The following is a 16,766-nucleotide window of genomic DNA, read 5'->3' on the forward strand; positions in this document are numbered from 1 at the left end:
TGGATGCCTGCCGGTCCGCGTCCGACAGCTGCCGCCTGTGGACAATCAATCCGGCCGCCGTCCGCCCCACACCACCGGAAGTGGACGAAACCACACGCTCCAACGCGAGGAAATGTCCACTTCCGGTGGTGGGGGAGGTGGTGAGGGGGCTACCGGATTCTTCTTGACCGGGCGCGGGTTGCCAGGGCCGCGAACGCTCCGATGAAGCCCAGTTCCAGCACGCCCAACGCCGCGAGGGCCCACCATGCCTGGGACCGCACGGCCAAGGCGGCCCCCATGAACACCAGCGACGTCGCCAGCACCAGCAGGAAAACCGCGATTCCGAAGGCCACGCGCGCGCTGCGCACGCCGGTCCGGAAACCGAACCCCTGGGGCTCCGGCCCGGCGTTGCGCTCGCCGTCGGCGGGGACCTCCGGGTCAGGCGGCATCCGGATCTATTTCGAGTTCGTTGCCCGGGATCGAGGCGAGCAGGCGGCGGGTGTAGGGGTGGCGCGGGTTCGTGAAGATCTCCTCGGAGCTGGCGGCCTCCACAAGCTCGCCTTCCTTCATGACGCACACGTAGTCGGAAATGAGGCGCACCACGGCGAGATCGTGGGAGATGAACAGGTAGCTCAGGCCCAGCTCGGCCTGCAGGTCGCCCAGCAGGTGGAGGATCTGCGCCTGCACCAGGACGTCCAGGGCGGACACGGGCTCGTCGCACACGATCAGCTCCGGCTTCAGCGCCAGCGCCCGCGCGATCGCCACGCGCTGGCGCTGACCACCGGACAGCTCCGCCGGGTAGCGCCGCAGCATCGAATGCGGCAGCGACACCTGGTCCATCAACTCCCGGACCCGGGCGGCCCGCTCCCGCGCGTTGCCCCGCTTGTAGGTGGTCAGGGGCTCCTCGACGATCCGGCCGATCGTGAACATGGGATTCAGCGAGGAGTACGGGTCCTGGAACACCGGCTGGACGCGCTGGCGGAAGTCCCTCAGCTGCGCCTTGGACAGCGTGGCGACGTCCATCCCGTCGAAGACCATGGTGCCGCTGGTCGGCTCGATGAGCTTCAGGAGCATGCGCGCCGTCGTCGTCTTCCCGGACCCGGACTCGCCCACGATCGCGACCGTGGATCCGCGCGGGATGTCCAGCGACACGTCCTTCGCGGCGTAGAAGTCCTCCTTGGACCCGCGCCGCTTGTACACCTTGTTCAGGTCCCGGATCTCCACGATGTTCCCGGTCGCCACGGCGGGATCCAGGTTCTCGGCGACGGCTTCGGCGGCGGCCGCCGCACGGGCGGCGGAGTCGCCCGCGTACGCGCCCGGTCGCAGGCGCACCGCGGCGACGGACGGCGCCGCCCCCACCAGCGACCGCGTGTACGGGTGTTGCGGGTCCTCCAGGAGCTGCCGCGCGGGCCCGGCCTCCACGACCTTCCCGCGGTGCATCACCACCAGGTCCGAGGCGCGCTCCGCGGCCAGGCCGAGGTCGTGGGTGATCAGCAGGACCGAGGTGCCGAGCTCGTCGGTCATGCGCCCGATCTGGTCCAGGATGGTCTGCTGCACGGTCACGTCCAGCGCGGACGTGGGCTCGTCGGCGATCAGCAGCCGCGGCCGGCACGCCAGGCCGATCGCGATCAGGGCCCGCTGCCGCATGCCGCCGGAGAACTCGTGCGGGTACTGCTTGGCGCGTTCGCGCGCGTCGGGCAGTCCGGCGGCCTCGAGCGTCGCGACCACCTTCGCATCCACGTTCCGGGACGTCGCCATGCCGTGCGCCAGCAGGGTCTCGGCGACCTGCTGGCCGATTTTCGTGACGGGGTTCAGGTTGGACATCGGGTCCTGCGGCACCAGCCCGATCTGCCGGCCGCGGATCGCCCGCATCCGCGACTCGGGCATCCCGACGAGCTCCTCGCCGTCGAATTTGATGCTGCCGGCAGTCACGCGGCCGTTGGCCGGCAGCAGCCCGATCGCCGCCATGGCGGTGGTGGACTTCCCGGACCCGGACTCGCCGACGATCGCCAGCGTGCGCCCGGCCCGCAACCGCAGTGATGCGTTCTCGACGGCCCTCACCTCGCCGTGCATGGTGGCGAAGCCAACGGCGAGGTCGGAGATCTCCAACAGGACGGACGGCTCGCCCCCGGGGGGCGGCGATCCTGCGGCGGGGCTGTCGCGGGGCGTGATGTCGAGGGGCTCGGCGCGGTGTTCGGTCATGCCCTCCATCCTGCCCTAGTCCACGGCAAAAGTGAGTGCGGTCACAACTGGCTTCGCGCCGTGGTGTGTGCCCGGGACAGTGCCGCCGCGGCATCCTCGGCGAGTTCCTCGGGCGTGCGGTGCAGCGAGTCCAGGACCGTACGGGGGTCGCGCCAGATGGCCAGCTGACGACGACGGCGGTTCAGCGACTCCCACGTCGGCGCGCCGATCAGCGGGTCCTCGGTACGCTGGCGCTTCTGCAGCCGCATGCGGTGCGTCGTCGGGTCGGAGCAGATCACCTCGAACCAGGACAGGGCGGCGCCGGTCCGGGCCGCGAGGCGGATCCATTGCCCGCGCGCCTCGGCGACGTCGTTGACGGCATCGATGACGACGCCGAGGCCGTTGCGCAGCTGCGCCTCCGCCATCGCCTCCACGGCCGAGTACGCGGCCAGGCCCGTCGGCTGCCGGTTCTGGTTGATGCCCGCGGCCACGAGGGACGCCTCCAGCGGGTCGACGCCGAACACCGGCAGTCCCAGCCGGCGCGCGAGCGCGTCAGCGGCGGCGGTCTTGCCCGCCCCCGGGAGGCCGCAGAACACGATCAGGCGCGGCCCGGCGTTTCCCTGCGTCGCACCCCTCGGTGGATCGGCGGTCATGGCCATCGGCCTAGGTCTGTCCGGGGACGTCCGCGCGGACGATGTCGGCCGTGGCGCGGGCGATTTCCGCCTCCTCGTCGGTGGGCACCACGAGTACCGGGATGGCGGATGCGGCGGTGGAGACCACGCGGGGCCGGGGCGAGCGCTCGAGGTTCGCGGCGGGGTCCAGTTCGACGCCGAGCGCGGCGAGTCCGGCGGCGACGCGCTCGCGGAACGGCGAGGAGTTCTCCCCGATGCCGGCCGTGAACACGATCGCCTGGGCCCCGCCGACGGCGACGTGGTACGCCCCGATGTACTTCTGCAGGCGGTACGCGGCGACGGACAGGGCCAGCTCGGCGCGGTCGTCGCCGGCCGCGGCCGCCTCCACGACGGCGCGCATGTCGTTTTCGCCCGCCAGCCCCTTCAGCCCGGAGTCCTTGTTGAGGATCCGGTCCATGTCCTCGGCGGTATATTCCCCGCGGATGATGAGTTGGGTGATGATCGAGGGGTCCAGGTCCCCGGACCGGGTGCCCATCACGAGTCCCTCCAGCGGCGTGTAGCCCATGGACGTGTCGACGCTGACGCCGGCCCGGATCGCCGTGACGGACGCGCCGTTGCCGAGGTGCGCGACGACGGCGCTGAAGTCCGCGCGGTCCACGCCGAGCAGCTCGGCGGCCCGGCCGGTGACGTAGTCGTGGCTGGTGCCGTGGAAGCCGTAGCGGCGCACCCCGTGCTCCCGGTACAGGGCCTCCGGCACGGCGTAGCGCCACGCATGCTCGGGCATCGTGCGGTGGAAGGCGGTGTCGAACACCGCCACCTGCGGCATCCCCGGCCAGCGCTCCAGGATGGCGCCGATGCCCAGGGCGGCGGCGGGATTGTGCAGCGGGGCCAGCGGAGCGAGGCGCTCGATCGCGTCGGTGACGTCGTCGGTGATCCGCACGGGTTCGGCGAAGCGCTCGCCGCCGTGCACCACCCGGTGGCCGACGGCGTCGACCGTGGTTTCCCCGAGGACCCGGTGCAGGTGCGCGTCGACGGTGTCCAGCGCGGCGGCGTGGTCCGGGACCTCTTCGCCGATCCGCTCGACCAGGCCGGACAGCAGCACCTCGTGGGTGTCGGTGTCCCGGACCTGGTACTTCAGCGAGGAGGAACCGGAATTGATGACGAGGACGCGCATGCTCAGGACTCCTGGGCTTGGATGGCGGTGATGGCGACGGTGTTGACGATGTCGTCGACGGTGCATCCGCGCGACAGGTCGTTGACGGCCTTGTTCAGGCCCTGCAGCACGGGGCCGACCGCGACGGCGCCCGCGGACTGCTGGACGGCCTTGTAGGTGTTGTTTCCGGTGTTGAGGTCGGGGAACACGAACACGGTCGCCTGGCCCGCGACCGACGAGCCCGGCAGCTTGGAGGCGCCGATCGAGGCGTCGACCGCGGCGTCGTACTGGATGGGCCCGTCGACGTCGAGGCCGGGCTCGCGCGCGCGGACCAGCTCGGTTGCGGCGCGGACGTCGTCCACCGACCCGCCGGAACCGGACGTGCCCGTGGAGTAGGAGAGCATCGCGACGCGGGGCGCGACGCCGAAGCTCCGGGCGGTCGCGGCGGAGGCGACGGCGATGTCCGCCAGCTGAGCTGCGTCGGGTTCGGGGTTGACCGCGCAGTCGCCGTAGACGAGGACGCGGTCCGCCATCAGCATCAGGAAGACCGAGGACACGATCGACACCCCGGGCTTGGTCTTGATGAACTCCAGCGAGGGCCGGATGGTGTTGGCGGTGGTATGGGCGGCGCCGGAGACCATGCCGTCCACGTGCCCCAGGTGCACCATCATGGTCCCGAAGTAGGAGCGCTCCACCATCCGTTCGCGCGCCTGCCCGACGGTGACGCCCTTGTGCGCGCGGAGCCGGGCGTATTCGGCCGCGAAAGGCTCCAGCAGGTCGCTGCGTTCGGGGTCGACGACGTCGATCCCGGTGAGGTCCACGCCGCGGCGCGTCGCCAGGTCCCGGATTTCCGCCGTCTTGCCGAGCAGGACCAGGTCGCAGATGTCCCGGCGGCGGATGATCTCCGCGGCACGCAGGATCCGCAGGTCCTCGCCCTCCGGGAGGACGATCCGCTTCCGGTCCGCGCGGGCGCGGTCGATCAGTTGGTGCAGGAAGCGCAGGGGAGTCATGGTTTCCGGCGCCGGAAGGCTGATCCGCGCCAGGAGCTCGTCCTCGTCGACCTCGCGGTACCAGGTGCCCAGCGCCGCCGCGGTCTTGCGCGGCTGGCCGGCCTTCAGCGCGCCGCTGACCTCCCACACTCGGTGGGCCGAGGTGAACGTGTCCTCCTCGACGGCGAACACCGGGAACGGCGCCTCGGCCAACAGCGGCAGGACGGAGTCCTCGACGGGGCGCGGGCCGGTCACCAGGAGCCCGACGGTGGACGGGAAGCCGGGCGTCCGGGACGTGGCGACGGCGGCGACCATCACGTCGGAGCGGTCCGCCGGGGTGATCACCAGCGCGCCGTCGCGGTAGCGCTCCAGCAGGTAGCCGACGTTCATCGCCGCGACCATGACGTGGCGGACGTCGCGGTCGAGGTCGGGCAGCCCGGCGATGAGCCGCGCGCCGAGGGCGGAGGAGACCTCGCCGACGGTCGGGCGGACGATCTCCTCGATCTCCGGCAGGACGTAGACCGGGCGGCGCTTCTGGCCGGGGCGCACGGCCCGCCGGATGGCCTCGACGTCGTCGGGCCGGGCGCGGTTCACGATCACGGAGAGCAGCGCGGCCTTCTCCTCGTGGAACGCCTCGCGGGCGACGTCGACGGCGTCGGCCGCCTCCGCCACGCTCTTGTCTGCGGCGCTCACGACGGCGACGACGTGGCAGCCGAGGTGGTTGGCCAAACGCGCGTTGAGGTCGAATTCGACGGCGAAGTCGTGCCCCGTCAGGTCCGTGCCCTCCACGATGACGACGTCGACGTTGCGGGCGATCTCGGCGTAGGTGGCGAGCGAGCGCGAGTAGATCTCGTCGATCCGCCCGTCGACGATCAGTTCGCGCGCCTCGGCCCGGGTCATGCCCGCGACGGCATGCTGCGGTTCGAGGCCGAAGAGGTCGCCGATCAGGGTGACCACGGCGTCCCCGGCCCCGTTCGCCGTCGCGCCGCAGTCGCCCTCGACGATGGGGCGGAAGAAGCCGATCCTGTCGGCCCGCCGGTGCAGCATGTCCGCCAGGCCGAGGGTGACCAGCGATTTTCCGCTCGACGACGTCGATGCGCTCACGTACAGGCCGCGGGCCATGGTGCTCCTCCTGTGGTGCGGATGGGCTATCCGTCCAATCTAACCGCAACCGCCGTCCCATAGGCTGGGCGCATGACGTTCACCACCTGCGATCTCTTCGACGCCGACGAAACGCTACAGTCGGTGTCCCTGCAACTTCTCAATCTGGGTGGACACACCAGGTTCTCCGGACCCGTCCGGACGATCCGTTGCCACCGGGACAACGGACTGGTCAAGTCGACCCTCAATTCCGCGGGCGGGGGAGCCGTGCTCGTGGTGGACGGCGGCGGGTCGCTTGAATCGGCGCTGATGGGGGACATGATCGCGGCTGCGGCCGTCGCGAACGGCTGGGCCGGGGTCGTGGTCAACGGGGCGATCCGAGACCGCGCGGCCCTGGCCGGACTGGAACTGGGCGTGAAGGCGTTGGGCTCGAATCCGCGCAAATCCGCGAAGGACGGCGTGGGTGAAACGGAGGTTGTCCTCGAGTTCGGCGGCGTCGTGTTCACTCCCGGGGCCATGCTGTGGAGCGACGAGGACGGGATCCTCGTCGCCGGCTGACCTGCAGCCCCGCCGCCGGAGGGCCCGGGATTCTCGGTGTTGCGTTGGTCAGTCCCGGACCTCGAGCTCGATCCGGCGTCGGCCTTCGCTGCGCACCAGGAAGTGGTACGCCACCAGCAGCAGACCCAGCCAGACAAAGCCCACCACCAGGGCGGTGCGTCCGGCGGGCGTGAACGCGAGGATCACCACGACGAACGCCATGAAGGCCATCGCCACATAGGTCAGTCCCGGCCATCCGGGGAGGGAGAAGCTGCCGGCGGGCTCGCCGGCAGCGCGCATCTCGCGCCGCATCCGGTGGTGCGACAGCAGGATGGAGCCCCACGTGAAGACCGTGGCGAACGTGGCGATGGACGCGACGAGCAGGAACAGCTGGTCGGGGATCCAGAAGAACAGCCCCAGCCCCACAATGAGGCAGGCGACGATGATGGCGACCGGCCACACGGGGATCCCGTTGCGCGAGACGTGCGTGAAGGACTTGGGCGCGTGGCCCTGCTCCGCCAGCCCGTACATGGTCCGGGCGGCGGCGAAGAAGATGGCATTCATCGCCGAGAGTGCGGCCGTGAGCACGACGCCGTTGATGATGTGCTCGGCGGCGGGGATGCCGAGCCCCGCGAACACCTGCACGAACGGGCTGCCCTCGGAGCCGATCTCGTTCCAGGGGAACAGGCACAGCATCACGCCGATGGACAGCACGTAGAACACCAGGATCCGGACCGGGACCGTGTTCACGGCCTTCGGAATCGCGGTGTGCGGGTTCTCCGATTCGCCGGCCGTCATGCCGAGCGTCTCGATGCCGCCGAAGGAGAACACCACGATCCCCAGGCTCATGACGATGCCCCACACCCCGAACGGTGCGAAGCCGCCGTGGTCGAAGAGGTTGTGCAACCCCGGCTGGTAGCCGCCGATGCTCACGCTAAAGACCAAGAGGTACAGGCCGCCGCCGATCATCGCCACGATCGTGGTGATCTTGATCAGCGTGAACCAGAACTCCAGCTCCCCGAACACGCCCACGCGCATCAGGTTCAGCCCGCCGATCAGCAGCATGGCGGCGAGCATCCAGATCCAGCCCGGCGCGTCCGGATACCACATGCCCATGTACAGCCCGACGGCGGTCATATCGGCGATCGCGACGATGACCATCTCGAACGCAAAGGTCCATCCGGTGAGGAAGCCGATGCGCGGGCTGACGTAGCGGTTCGCGTACTGCGTGAAGGAGCCCGCGACGGGGTGCCGCACGGCCATTTCGCCGAGCGCGCGCATCACCACGAACACCGCGCAACCGGCGATGACGTAGGCGATCAGGACGGCGGGGCCGGCGGCCTGGATGGTGGCCGAGGATCCGTAGAAGAGGCCGGTGCCGATGGCGGATCCGAGCGCGATGAACCTGATGTGGCGCAGCGAGAGCTTGCGGTTCAGCGCGGTCCGGGAGCCCGTTGCCTGGGCGTTGTCGGTGTTCGTGTGCATGGTCCTGCCTGGGTCGTGGCGTGGGGAGCGGCGCGCCCGGTGGGGCGTCGGCCGCATCAAGTTTTCCATAGGTCGTGTTATGCAACACAATTGTCCTTATGATCGTCGCCTTCTCCGTCGCCCCGTCCACCTCCGGCACGGACGGTTCGGTGCACGACGCCGTTGCCGCCGCCGTGCGGATCGTCCGCGAGTCCGGACTCCCGAACCGGACGTCGTCCATGTTCACCGAGCTCGAGGGGGAGTGGGACGAGGTCATGGACGTCGTCAAGCGCGCCACGGAGGCCGTCGCGGCCCACGGCTCGCGCGTCTCCCTGGTGCTCAAGGCCGACATCCGCCCCGGCCACACCGGCGAGCTGGACGGCAAGGTCGAGCGCCTGGAGGAGGCGCTGGTCCGCCTCGACAGCGACTAGCCCGGACCCCGGAACCGACCCCGGCCGGCCCCGACCGCGGCTAACCTTGTCAGCGTGACCGTTCCATATTCCAGCACCCCCGCATTCACCATCCGCCGAGCCGCCGTGGCCGACGTTCCGGCCGTCCTGGACATGAAGCTCGCCGCCTGGCGCGAGGCGTATTCCACGCAACGGCCCGAGCCGTTCTTCGAGCAGGAGGCGGCCGGCCGCGACGGGCAGGTTGACTGGTGGACCCGCGGCCTGCACGCCGGCGCCGAGTTGTGGCTCGCGGAGGACGCCGCCGGGCGCGTTGTCGGCTGCTCGGGCGCGGCCCCGGCACTGGCCGACGACGTGGACGCGGGCGTCGGCGTCGAACTCCAGCTGCTCTATGTGCTCGCCGAGGCGTACGGTTCCGGCCTGGGAGCGCGGCTGATGCGCCGGGCCATCGGCGACCTCCCGGCGCTGGTCTGGGTCCTGGAGCACAATCCGCGCGCGCAGGGTTTCTACCGCAAGAACGGCTTCGCGGCCGACGGCCGCACCGAGGCGCTCGAGGGCCGGTGGTCGGGCCTGAACGAGGTGCGCATGGTCCGGCGTGGGTAGGGGCTCGGGCAAGTCGCCGGGCGCGGCGGCGGCCGGCCCCGCGCCCGGCGACTATCCGATAGACACCGGCACCGCCACCCTGGAGCGCGACGCCTACAGCGACACCGGGTGGATCCTGAAGGTCAACGGAGTGCCTTCCTCGCACGTCGACCTCGCCGACCCCGCGCGCCTGGACTTCGAGTACATGCGCTGGATCGCGGCCCTAGTCCGCGCGCGCTTCCCCGCCACCGAGTACGACGGCGGCGAACACGACGGCGCCGCGCGTCGCCTCCGCGCGCTGCACCTCGGCGGCGGGGCGTGCTCCATGGCCCGCTGGGCGGCCGCCGAATACACGGACGCGCGGCAGGTCGTCGTCGAACTCGACGGCAGGCTCGCCGAACTGGTGCGCGCGTGGTTCGACCTGCCCCGGGCGCCGCTGCTGCGGCTGCGGGTGGGGGACGCCGGCGTCGTGCTGTCCTCGCTGACGTCCGCGACGCGGGAGCTGGTCATCCGGGACGTCTTCGCCGGGGACAAGACGCCCCCGGAGCTGGCGACGCCGGAGTTCACCCGCGAGGCGCACCGGGTGCTCGCTGCGGGCGGGCTCTACGTGGTGAACTGCGGCGACACCCCGGACCTGGGGAACGCGCGGGCGGAGGCGGCGGTGATCGGCTCGGTGTTCCCGCACACGGCGATCGTCGCGGATCCGGCCATGCTCAAGGGGCGCCGCCGCGGGAACGTCGTCATCGCCGGCTCCGACGCCCCGATCGAACCGACCCCGGCGCTGGTGCGGGAGCTACTCGGCGGAGCCGTCCCCGCGAAGATGCTGGACGACGCCGCCGTGCGCGCCTTCGCGTGCTGACGCGCCCCTACATGCCGGCGGCCTGCTCGATCACCCCGATGCCGAAGAACAGCACGAAGGCGGCCGCGACGGCCCACATCAGCGGGTGCACCTCGCGGGCGCGCCCCTGAACCGCGCGGATGAAGACGTAGGCGACGAAGCCCGCGCCGATTCCGTTGGCGATCGAGTACGTGAACGGCATCAGCACAAACGTCAGGAACGCCGGGATCGCCACGCCCCAGTCGGTCCAATCGATCCGCGAGACCTGGCTGATCATCATGAAACCGACCACCACGAGGGCCGGCGCGACGGCCTCGAACGGCACCAGGTAGATCAGCGGCGTCAGGAACATGGCCAGCAGGAACAGGACGCCCGTGACGATGGACGCCAGCCCGGTGCGGGCGCCCTCGCCGATGCCGGCGCCTGACTCCACGTAGATCTGGTTCGACGACGTGGAGGCGCCGCCGCCGGCGATCGCGCCGAGCGCGTCCACCAGCAGGACCCGGTCCACGTTGGGGATGTTGCCGTCCTTGTCCACGGTCCCGGCCTCGTTGGCAAGCCCCACCATGGTGCCCATCGCGTCGAAGAAGATGGACAGCAGGATCACGAACGCCAGCAGGAGGGCCGCGGTGGCGCCCAGGTTCTGGAAGGCGCCGAACACGTTGGCCTCGCCGATCAGCGACAGGTCGGGCAGGGTCCATTCGGGCAGGGAGGGCACCACCAGCGACCAGCCCTCCGGGTTGAACTCGCCGGTTGCCCCGTTGAAGCTCGGGCCGATCCTGAAGACCGCCTCGAGGATGTTGGCGAGGACGGCCGAGACGACGATGCCGATGAGGATGGCGCCCTTGACGTGGCGCACCACCAGCCCGATGGTCAGGAGCAGCCCGACGATGAAGACGAGGATCGGCCATCCGGTGAGCGTGCCGTCGAAGCCCAGGCCGACGGGGACCGTGGTGCCCGCGGCGTCCGGCACGCGGCGGACGAAACCGGCGTTGACGAGGCCGATGAGGGCGATGAACATGCCGATGCCCACCACGATCGCGGTCTTCAGGGAGGCCGGGACGGCGTTGAACACGGCGGTCCGGAAGCCCGTGAGGACCAGCACCAGCATGGTGGCACCGGACACGATGACCAGACCCATCACGTCCGGCCAGGTCAGGCCGGGGTTGGTGGCGACGGTGATGGCGATGAACGCGTTGACGCCCAGCCCGGTGGCCATGGCGAACGGGTGCTTGGCCCATGCGCCCATGAGGATGGTCATGACGCCGGCCACGAGCGCCGTCACCGCGGCGACGCGCGGGATGCCGAGTTCGGCGCCGGTCGAGTCCGCGCCCGCGAGGATCAGCGGGTTGAGGACCACGATGTAGCTCATGGCGAAGAACGTGGCGAAACCGCCGCGGATCTCGCGGGAATAGTTGGAACCGCGCTCGGTCATGCGGAAGTAGCGGTCCACAACCGCAGAGGCCTGTTTTTGCATGGGCAAATCCTATGCGGTTCGCCCGGCTGACATGGACGCTTGTCTGGGTAGGGTGAACAATGGAGGCAACGGAGCCCCGCCAATGACGAAGGAGCGAAGGCCATGAGTGAACAAGCTCACGATCGATCGACCATTCCGACGGATGGAATCGTGGTGGGTGTCGACGGCTCGGATCCCGCGTTGTGCGCCCTGGACTGGGCCGCCGCGGAGGCCAAACGCCGCGGGGTCCCCCTGAACATCGTTACCGCCTACACGATCCCCGTCTTCGCGGCCTCCAGCATGGACGCCGGCTACGCGACGCTGGACGACCAGGTCATCCGCGACGGCGCCGAGGAAGTCCTCCGCCAGGCCCGCGACAGGATCACGGATCCCGGCATCGAGGTCCGTGCGCGGGTGGAGTCCGGGGATCCCTCCGGCGTCCTGCTGGACCTCAGCGCGGAGGCGGACCTGGTGGTCGTCGGGACGCGTGGCCGCGGCGGATTCGTCGGGCGCCTGCTGGGTTCCGTCAGCAGCGCCCTGCCCGCGCACGCGAAGTGCCCCTCCGTCGTCGTGCCGTTGTGCGTGAGGGACCGCGCGGAGCAGACGCCCGGGCAGCGGGACATCGTGGTGGTCGGCGTCGACGGTTCCGAGCGCGCGCGGCTGGCTGTCCTGGTCGCGGCCGAGCAGGCGACGGCGCGCGGCGTTCCGCTGCGCGTGGTCTGCGCGCTCCCGCCGCTGACCGGTTCGCTGGCCTGGATGCCGGCGACCGTCGACCAGGAGGCGCTCACGCTGGACGTGCGCCGGCAGCTGCGTTCCGGGACGCGGTGGCTGCAGAGCCACTTCCCTGACCTGGTCATCGAGTCCGATGTCATCGACGGGCCGCCGATCGAGGTGCTGATCAACGAGTCGTCCAAGGCGAGCCTGCTGGTCACCGGCTCCCGCGGACGCGGCGGATTCGCCGGCATGCTGCTCGGGTCCACCAGCCAGGGGGTGCTGCACCACTCGCGCGGCCCGGTGATGGTGGTCCCGGACCGCGACGACGCCCGCCTGGCGAACCGCCCTGACTTCGACGATCCGGCCGACACCCGGTAGGGGCTAGTACCGCCCGGCGTACGGGTAGAGGTTGTTGACGTGGCTCAGTGGCGTGACGGAGATCCCCACTGACGGGTTCCGCGCGTGGACCACCTGGCCGTTACCGAGGTAGATCGCCACGTGGTAGAACGACGACCCGCCGTTGCTGGAGGAGAACACCAGGTCCCCGCGCTTGAGCTGGCTCAGCGGCATCTTGGTGGGTGCGTTGAAGTACTGGCTGGTGGACGTCCGCGTCAGGGACAGCCCGCCCTTGCCGAACGCCCGCTGGGTGAAGGACGAACAGTCGTAGAAGTCCGGGCCGTTCGCGCCGTAGCGGTACTGGATGCTCTCGTCGTCCGCGGTCCGGATGGCCCAGGAGATCGCCGGCTCGACGATGGACGAGCTGGTTCCCGCAGACGGGGCCGGGGCTGGCTCCGGTTCCGGGGTCGGCTCGGGTTTGGGCGCCGGTTTCGGGGCCGGCGGAGGCGTGGGGGTCGGCGTCGGCGTGGCTTTGACGACGGGCTTCGGCTTAGCCACCGGCGTGGGCTTGGGGGTCGGCGTCGGGCTGGCCGTCCTGCTCGGGGCGGGCGCGGCCTGGGTGGGCGCTGCCTGGGTGGCCGGGGCCGGCGTGCTCTTGGGGGAAGCGGCTTTGGTTGGGGTGGTTTTGATTGGCGCGGCCGCCGGCGCGGTGGTCCTGGCGGCGGCCTGCGCGGGTGCGGGCTCCGGCGTGGTGCTGGTGGCGGGCCTCGTGGGCAGCGCGGCCGCCCGTGCGGGGCGGGACTCGGCGGCCGGCGCGGCGGGGGCGATGGGGGACAGCGAGCTGGCCACGGGCACCGCGTCGGGGACGGCGTCGGGCGCCGCCGGAGCGGCCTCGGCGACGGGGGCGACGGCGGCGGGTGCCGCCGGGCCGGCGGCCAGCGTGGCCTGCAGGGCCTCCTCGCGCTGGGCGTTCTCGACTGCCTCGATGCGCTCGGACTCGGCGGCCACGGAGGTGTCGCGCAGGTAGGCCAGTTGCGCGATGAGTTCCCCGCGGAGCTTCTGCTGGGCCGCGGCGCGGTCCTCGTAGGCGGCGCGGGTGCGTTCCGCCTCGTCGAGCGCGGCGGCGCTGGCCCCGGCGGCCTCGGCGGCGGCGTCCTCGGTCGCCGCGGCGTAGTTCCGCCATTCGGCCCAGAGCGTGGCGGCCTGTTCGGCCGTGCTGAGGGTGCGCGAACGGTTGGCGGCCAGCGTGTTCATGGTGGCGGCCTTGTAGAGGATGTCGTTGTCGTCGCCGTCCTCCAGGAGCGAGACGACGCCGGGGTTGATGCCGCCGTTGCGGTAGAGGTCCCCGGCCAGCTGTCCCACCTGTTCGCGGACGGCGCGGTGGTAGGCGGAGGCCTTGGCGGCCTGGGTTTGGGCGTCCTGCGCGGCGGCGTTGCGTTCGCGCAGCACCTCGGCCGCGGCGGTGGAGGCGTCGAGCCCCTCGAGGGCGGACGCCTCGGCGCCGAGCAGTTCCGCGTTCGAATCCCCGATGGCCGTCTCGATCTTGGCGACCATGCCGGCGAGCCGGGTGGGGTTGTTCTTCGCGGCCTCGATCTGCGCGGCGCTGAACTCGACGCTGGCGGTCAGGGAGCCGCTTCCGGGGGCGGCGAGGGCGCCGGTTCCCGCCAGGGCGGTGCTCCCCAGAAGTGCGATTGTGCACAGGGCGACGCCCAGTGTGTGCCGCTTGGCCATGCTGATCCTCACTGCGGGAGCCCGTGCCGGGCGGGTGCGAGGACGCCAAAAGGTCACGGTTCGGATACTGACTTATCTCGAGACTAAGTCAACTGGAGCAACACATGCAACAAGCGTCACAACTTCATCACGAATAACATCAGTGTCATTCTGACCCGGAATTTCGGGCTTTTCGAACCTACGCGTGGCCGGCCGACTCGTGGCCCACGTGTCCCGCCGGCTCCAGCTGGAAGGTGCAGTGCTCGGTGTCGAAGTGCTCGCCCAGGCAGTCCAGCAGCTGGTCCAGGACCAGGTGGGCGCGCTCCGGGGTGAACGATTCGCCGTCCAGCACCACGTGGGCGGAGCACACGGGGACGCCGGAGGTGATGGTCCACGCGTGCAGGTCGTGGACGCCGGTCACGCCGTCGACGGACAGGATGTGTCGGCGCACCTCGTCGAGGTCCACGCCCCGCGGCGCGGCCTCCAGCAGCACGTCCACGACCTCGCGCATCAGCGACCAGGCGCGCGGCAGGATCATCACGGCGATCGCGATCGAGGCGATCGGGTCCGCGACCGTCCGCCCCGTGAGCATGATGACGACGGCGGCGACCACCACGGCGACCGAGCCCAGCAGGTCGCCGAGCACCTCCAGGTACGCGCCGCGGACGTTGAGGCTCTCGCGGTGCCCGCCGTGGAGGATCGCCAGGCACACCAGGTTGGCGAGGCCGCCGACGGCGGCGGCGAGCAGCATCGGCGTCGTCTGGATCTCCGGCGACTCCCCGAAGCGGCGCAGGGCCTCGACGAAGATGACGACGGCGATCGCCACCAGCGCGGTGGCGTTCGCCAGCGCGGCGAGCACCTCGGCGCGCTGCCAGCCGAAGGTCCGCTTCGACGTCGCGGGGCGGCCCGCGACCCAGACGGCGAACAGGGCGATCGACACCCCGGCGGCGTCTGAGAGCATGTGCCCGGCGTCCGCGAGGAGCGCCAGCGAGCCCGAGACCAGAGCCCCGATGAACTGCGCGGCCACGCCGAGGAGGGTGATGGCGACGACGGCGGCCAGCCGCCGCCGGTGGCGCGAGGAGGCCGTCCCTCCCGTCAGCCCGTGGGTGTGGCCCGCGTGCGCCCCGTGCCCGGCGCCCATCAGCCCCAGCCCAGGGAGTGCAGGGTGTCATCGTCGATGCCGAAGTGGTGGGCGATCTCGTGGACCACGGTGATGCCGACCTCCTCGACGACGTCTTTTTCGGTGTCACAGATGTCCAGGATCGAGTCCTGGTAGAGGATGATCCGGTCCGGCATGGAGCCGGCCCCCCAGCCCTGGTCGCGCTCGGTGAGCGGGACGCCGTCGTACAGGCCCAGCAGGACGGTCTCCGGGTCCTCGTGGGGGAGCGGCTCGTAGCGGTCCTCGATGAAGATCGCGACGTTGTCCATCATGTCCCGCAGCGGCTCCGGGACCTCGTCGAGGGCGCGGACCACCGCGCGTTCGAAGTCGTCCCCGGACATGCTGTAGGCCATGCCCCGACTCTACCCAGCGGGACGTGCCGGGCCGTTCGCGAAGCCGGTTTTGCGGATGCCCGGGCGTCGCTTATAGTTTATGAGGTCCACTGCGCGGGAGTGATCCCGCGCGGAGTTCTGAGCCCCCATCGTCTAGAGGCCTAGGACACCGCCCTTTCACGGCGGCGACACGGGTTCGAATCCCGTTGGGGGTACCAGCAAGGCCTGATTTCACAAGCGGGGTTTCCCTCTGCTAAAGTTTAGGTCTTGTGAGCCGGGTTCAAAGCCGGTGAACAGTGGGGTGAAACCCACGAGCAAGGCCCTGTAGCGCAGCTGGTTAGCGCGCCGCCCTGTCACGGCGGAGGTCGCGGGTTCAAGTCCCGTCAGGGTCGCTTTGGTTTTCCGGCGACGGAGGATCACGGTGATCATCGACAGATGATGCCAGGCTCTGTAGCTCAGTTGGTAGAGCGTTCGACTGAAAATCGAAAGGTCACCGGATCGACGCCGGTCGGAGCCACCAGCTAGAACCCCTCGGGATGTCCCGGGGGGTTTTGCTTTTGCCCGGACGGTGCCGGAGCGCCGTCGTCCTTGAGTCGGCCCTAGCTTGCCGCGACCCGGTCGTGTTTGCGCGCGTAGGCGCGGGCCGCCCGCACCCGGTCGCCGCAGCGAGTCGAGCACCATTGCCTCCGGGCATGGGTGCGCAACAGGAACCGGTCGCACGAGGTGGCCTCGCAGCGCGTGACGAGTGCCGCCTGTTCCCCGGTGAGGAGCGCGACGGCGTCTTCGGCGATGACCGCCATGGCGTGTTCGACGATTTGGGTCACGGGGTGCGCCGCCGTGCGGGTGAAGCCCGCGGCCGGGTCGTGCCGCAGGAGCAGCGCGCCGGGCGCGCTGCTCAAGGCGCGGTTGACGGCCTCCAAGGACCGGGCGTCCGGGGCGCCGCCGGTCACGTGTGCGGCGAAGACCGAGCGAAGGTCGTCGCGGAGTCCTGCCAGCCGGCCGCGGCAATACTCCTGCACCGCGGCCTCCGGCGAGGCCAGGCCGCGCTCGACCATCCAGGCGGTCGCCGCCGCTGGACTGCTCAGCTCGTCGATGCGCCTGTCCCCGGGAAGTTGTGCCGCGCTGTTGATCAGCGCGAGCGAGGGGTGTTCGTCGGCCCCGGGCGCGGGCTGCAAGAGAAGGTCCGCCATAGTTCT

16 protein-coding genes and 3 tRNA genes are annotated in these 16,766 nt (G+C 70.7%); 8 read left to right on the forward strand and 11 right to left on the reverse strand.

Translation table 11 applies throughout. The features are described 5' to 3' along the window. Window positions 1-149: 149 nt before the first annotated feature. Genes ACHAAJ_RS08460 through pta form a run of 5 tightly spaced genes read right to left on the reverse strand, consistent with a single transcriptional unit; the run spans window position 150 to window position 6,056 of the window. A complete protein-coding gene (locus ACHAAJ_RS08460) occupies window positions 150-428 on the reverse strand; it encodes a hypothetical protein (protein ID WP_435727649.1) in 279 nt (92 codons plus the stop codon). Beyond that, window positions 418-2,181, reverse strand: a complete 1,764-nt coding sequence (locus ACHAAJ_RS08465) for a dipeptide ABC transporter ATP-binding protein (RefSeq protein WP_435727650.1) — start codon at window positions 2,179-2,181, stop codon at window positions 418-420. The genes ACHAAJ_RS08460 and ACHAAJ_RS08465 overlap by 11 nt, the downstream gene beginning before the upstream one ends. 41 nt (window positions 2,182-2,222) lie before the next feature. Continuing rightward, entirely contained in the window at window positions 2,223-2,813 is a 591-nt protein-coding gene (locus ACHAAJ_RS08470) for a P-loop nucleotide/nucleoside kinase family protein (protein ID WP_435727651.1), read from the reverse strand. A gap of 10 nt (window positions 2,814-2,823) precedes the next feature. Beyond that, window positions 2,824-3,966, reverse strand: a complete 1,143-nt coding sequence (locus tag ACHAAJ_RS08475) for an acetate/propionate family kinase (protein ID WP_435727652.1) — start codon at window positions 3,964-3,966, stop codon at window positions 2,824-2,826. A gap of 2 nt (window positions 3,967-3,968) precedes the next feature. Then, window positions 3,969-6,056: a phosphate acetyltransferase gene (gene pta / locus ACHAAJ_RS08480; protein WP_435727653.1), complete on the reverse strand. Its 2,088-nt coding sequence runs from the start codon at window positions 6,054-6,056 to the stop codon at window positions 3,969-3,971. 72 nt (window positions 6,057-6,128) lie between these two features. Between pta and rraA the strand changes: the two genes are divergently transcribed. After that, window positions 6,129-6,593 carry a ribonuclease E activity regulator RraA gene (gene rraA / locus ACHAAJ_RS08485; RefSeq protein WP_435727654.1) on the forward strand — a complete coding sequence of 155 codons (465 nt, stop codon included), beginning with the start codon at window positions 6,129-6,131 and terminating at the stop codon, window positions 6,591-6,593. 48 nt (window positions 6,594-6,641) lie between these two features. Here rraA and ACHAAJ_RS08490 read toward each other — a convergent pair whose 3' ends face one another. Then, entirely contained in the window at window positions 6,642-8,057 is a 1,416-nt protein-coding gene (locus tag ACHAAJ_RS08490; protein ID WP_435727655.1) for an amino acid permease, read from the reverse strand. Window positions 8,058-8,155: 98 nt separating this feature from the next. Between ACHAAJ_RS08490 and ACHAAJ_RS08495 the strand changes: the two genes are divergently transcribed. The 3 genes from ACHAAJ_RS08495 to ACHAAJ_RS08505 are packed head-to-tail and all read left to right on the forward strand — an operon-like array spanning window position 8,156 to window position 9,884. Then, window positions 8,156-8,467: a thiamine-binding protein gene (locus ACHAAJ_RS08495; RefSeq protein WP_435727656.1), complete on the forward strand. Its 312-nt coding sequence runs from the start codon at window positions 8,156-8,158 to the stop codon at window positions 8,465-8,467. 54 nt (window positions 8,468-8,521) lie between these two features. After that, entirely contained in the window at window positions 8,522-9,046 is a 525-nt protein-coding gene (locus ACHAAJ_RS08500; RefSeq protein ID WP_435727657.1) for a GNAT family N-acetyltransferase, read from the forward strand. Next, window positions 9,039-9,884: a spermidine synthase gene (locus ACHAAJ_RS08505; RefSeq protein ID WP_435727658.1), complete on the forward strand. Its 846-nt coding sequence runs from the start codon at window positions 9,039-9,041 to the stop codon at window positions 9,882-9,884. Before ACHAAJ_RS08500 ends, ACHAAJ_RS08505 begins: the two co-directional genes overlap by 8 nt. A gap of 7 nt (window positions 9,885-9,891) precedes the next feature. Here the strand turns inward: ACHAAJ_RS08505 and ACHAAJ_RS08510 are convergent, their stop codons facing one another. Continuing rightward, on the reverse strand, window positions 9,892-11,340 hold the full coding sequence (locus ACHAAJ_RS08510) for an NCS2 family permease (protein WP_435727659.1): 1,449 nt from the start codon (window positions 11,338-11,340) through the stop codon (window positions 9,892-9,894). Between the two features lie 102 nt (window positions 11,341-11,442). Here ACHAAJ_RS08510 and ACHAAJ_RS08515 point away from each other — a divergent pair, with 102 nt between their 5' ends. After that, window positions 11,443-12,411 (forward strand): universal stress protein, encoded by a 969-nt coding sequence (locus tag ACHAAJ_RS08515; RefSeq protein ID WP_435727660.1) that lies wholly within the window; start codon window positions 11,443-11,445, stop codon window positions 12,409-12,411. Window positions 12,412-12,414: 3 nt separating this feature from the next. Here ACHAAJ_RS08515 and ACHAAJ_RS08520 read toward each other — a convergent pair whose 3' ends face one another. From ACHAAJ_RS08520 to ACHAAJ_RS08530, 3 genes are all read right to left on the reverse strand, one after another. Continuing rightward, a complete protein-coding gene (locus ACHAAJ_RS08520; RefSeq protein ID WP_435727661.1) occupies window positions 12,415-14,100 on the reverse strand; it encodes a C40 family peptidase in 1,686 nt (561 codons plus the stop codon). A 178-nt stretch (window positions 14,101-14,278) separates the two neighbouring features. Further along, complete coding sequence (locus tag ACHAAJ_RS08525; protein ID WP_435727662.1) at window positions 14,279-15,220, reverse strand: cation diffusion facilitator family transporter; 942 nt, start codon at window positions 15,218-15,220, stop codon at window positions 14,279-14,281. After that, window positions 15,220-15,591, reverse strand: coding sequence for a metallopeptidase family protein (locus ACHAAJ_RS08530; RefSeq protein ID WP_435727663.1), 372 nt, complete (start codon window positions 15,589-15,591; stop codon window positions 15,220-15,222). Before ACHAAJ_RS08530 ends, ACHAAJ_RS08525 begins: the two co-directional genes overlap by 1 nt. A gap of 121 nt (window positions 15,592-15,712) precedes the next feature. On the opposite strand from ACHAAJ_RS08530, the gene ACHAAJ_RS08535 reads away from it, so the two are divergent. The 3 genes from ACHAAJ_RS08535 to ACHAAJ_RS08545 all read left to right on the forward strand — a co-directional run bounded on the left by ACHAAJ_RS08535 (window position 15,713) and on the right by ACHAAJ_RS08545 (window position 16,090). Then, window positions 15,713-15,788 (forward strand) — tRNA-Glu (locus ACHAAJ_RS08535). Window positions 15,789-15,888: 100 nt separating this feature from the next. After that, a tRNA-Asp gene (locus tag ACHAAJ_RS08540) sits at window positions 15,889-15,962 on the forward strand. Between the two features lie 52 nt (window positions 15,963-16,014). Further along, window positions 16,015-16,090: transfer RNA gene (locus tag ACHAAJ_RS08545), tRNA-Phe, on the forward strand. Between the two features lie 79 nt (window positions 16,091-16,169). Here the strand turns inward: ACHAAJ_RS08545 and ACHAAJ_RS08550 are convergent. Further along, window positions 16,170-16,760 (reverse strand): CGNR zinc finger domain-containing protein, encoded by a 591-nt coding sequence (locus ACHAAJ_RS08550; protein WP_435727664.1) that lies wholly within the window; start codon window positions 16,758-16,760, stop codon window positions 16,170-16,172. Window positions 16,761-16,766 lie beyond the last annotated feature (6 nt).

It is taken from the genome of Arthrobacter arnarulunnguaqae, from assembly GCF_051262515.1.
Classification (GTDB): Bacteria; Actinomycetota; Actinomycetes; order Actinomycetales; family Micrococcaceae; genus Arthrobacter_N.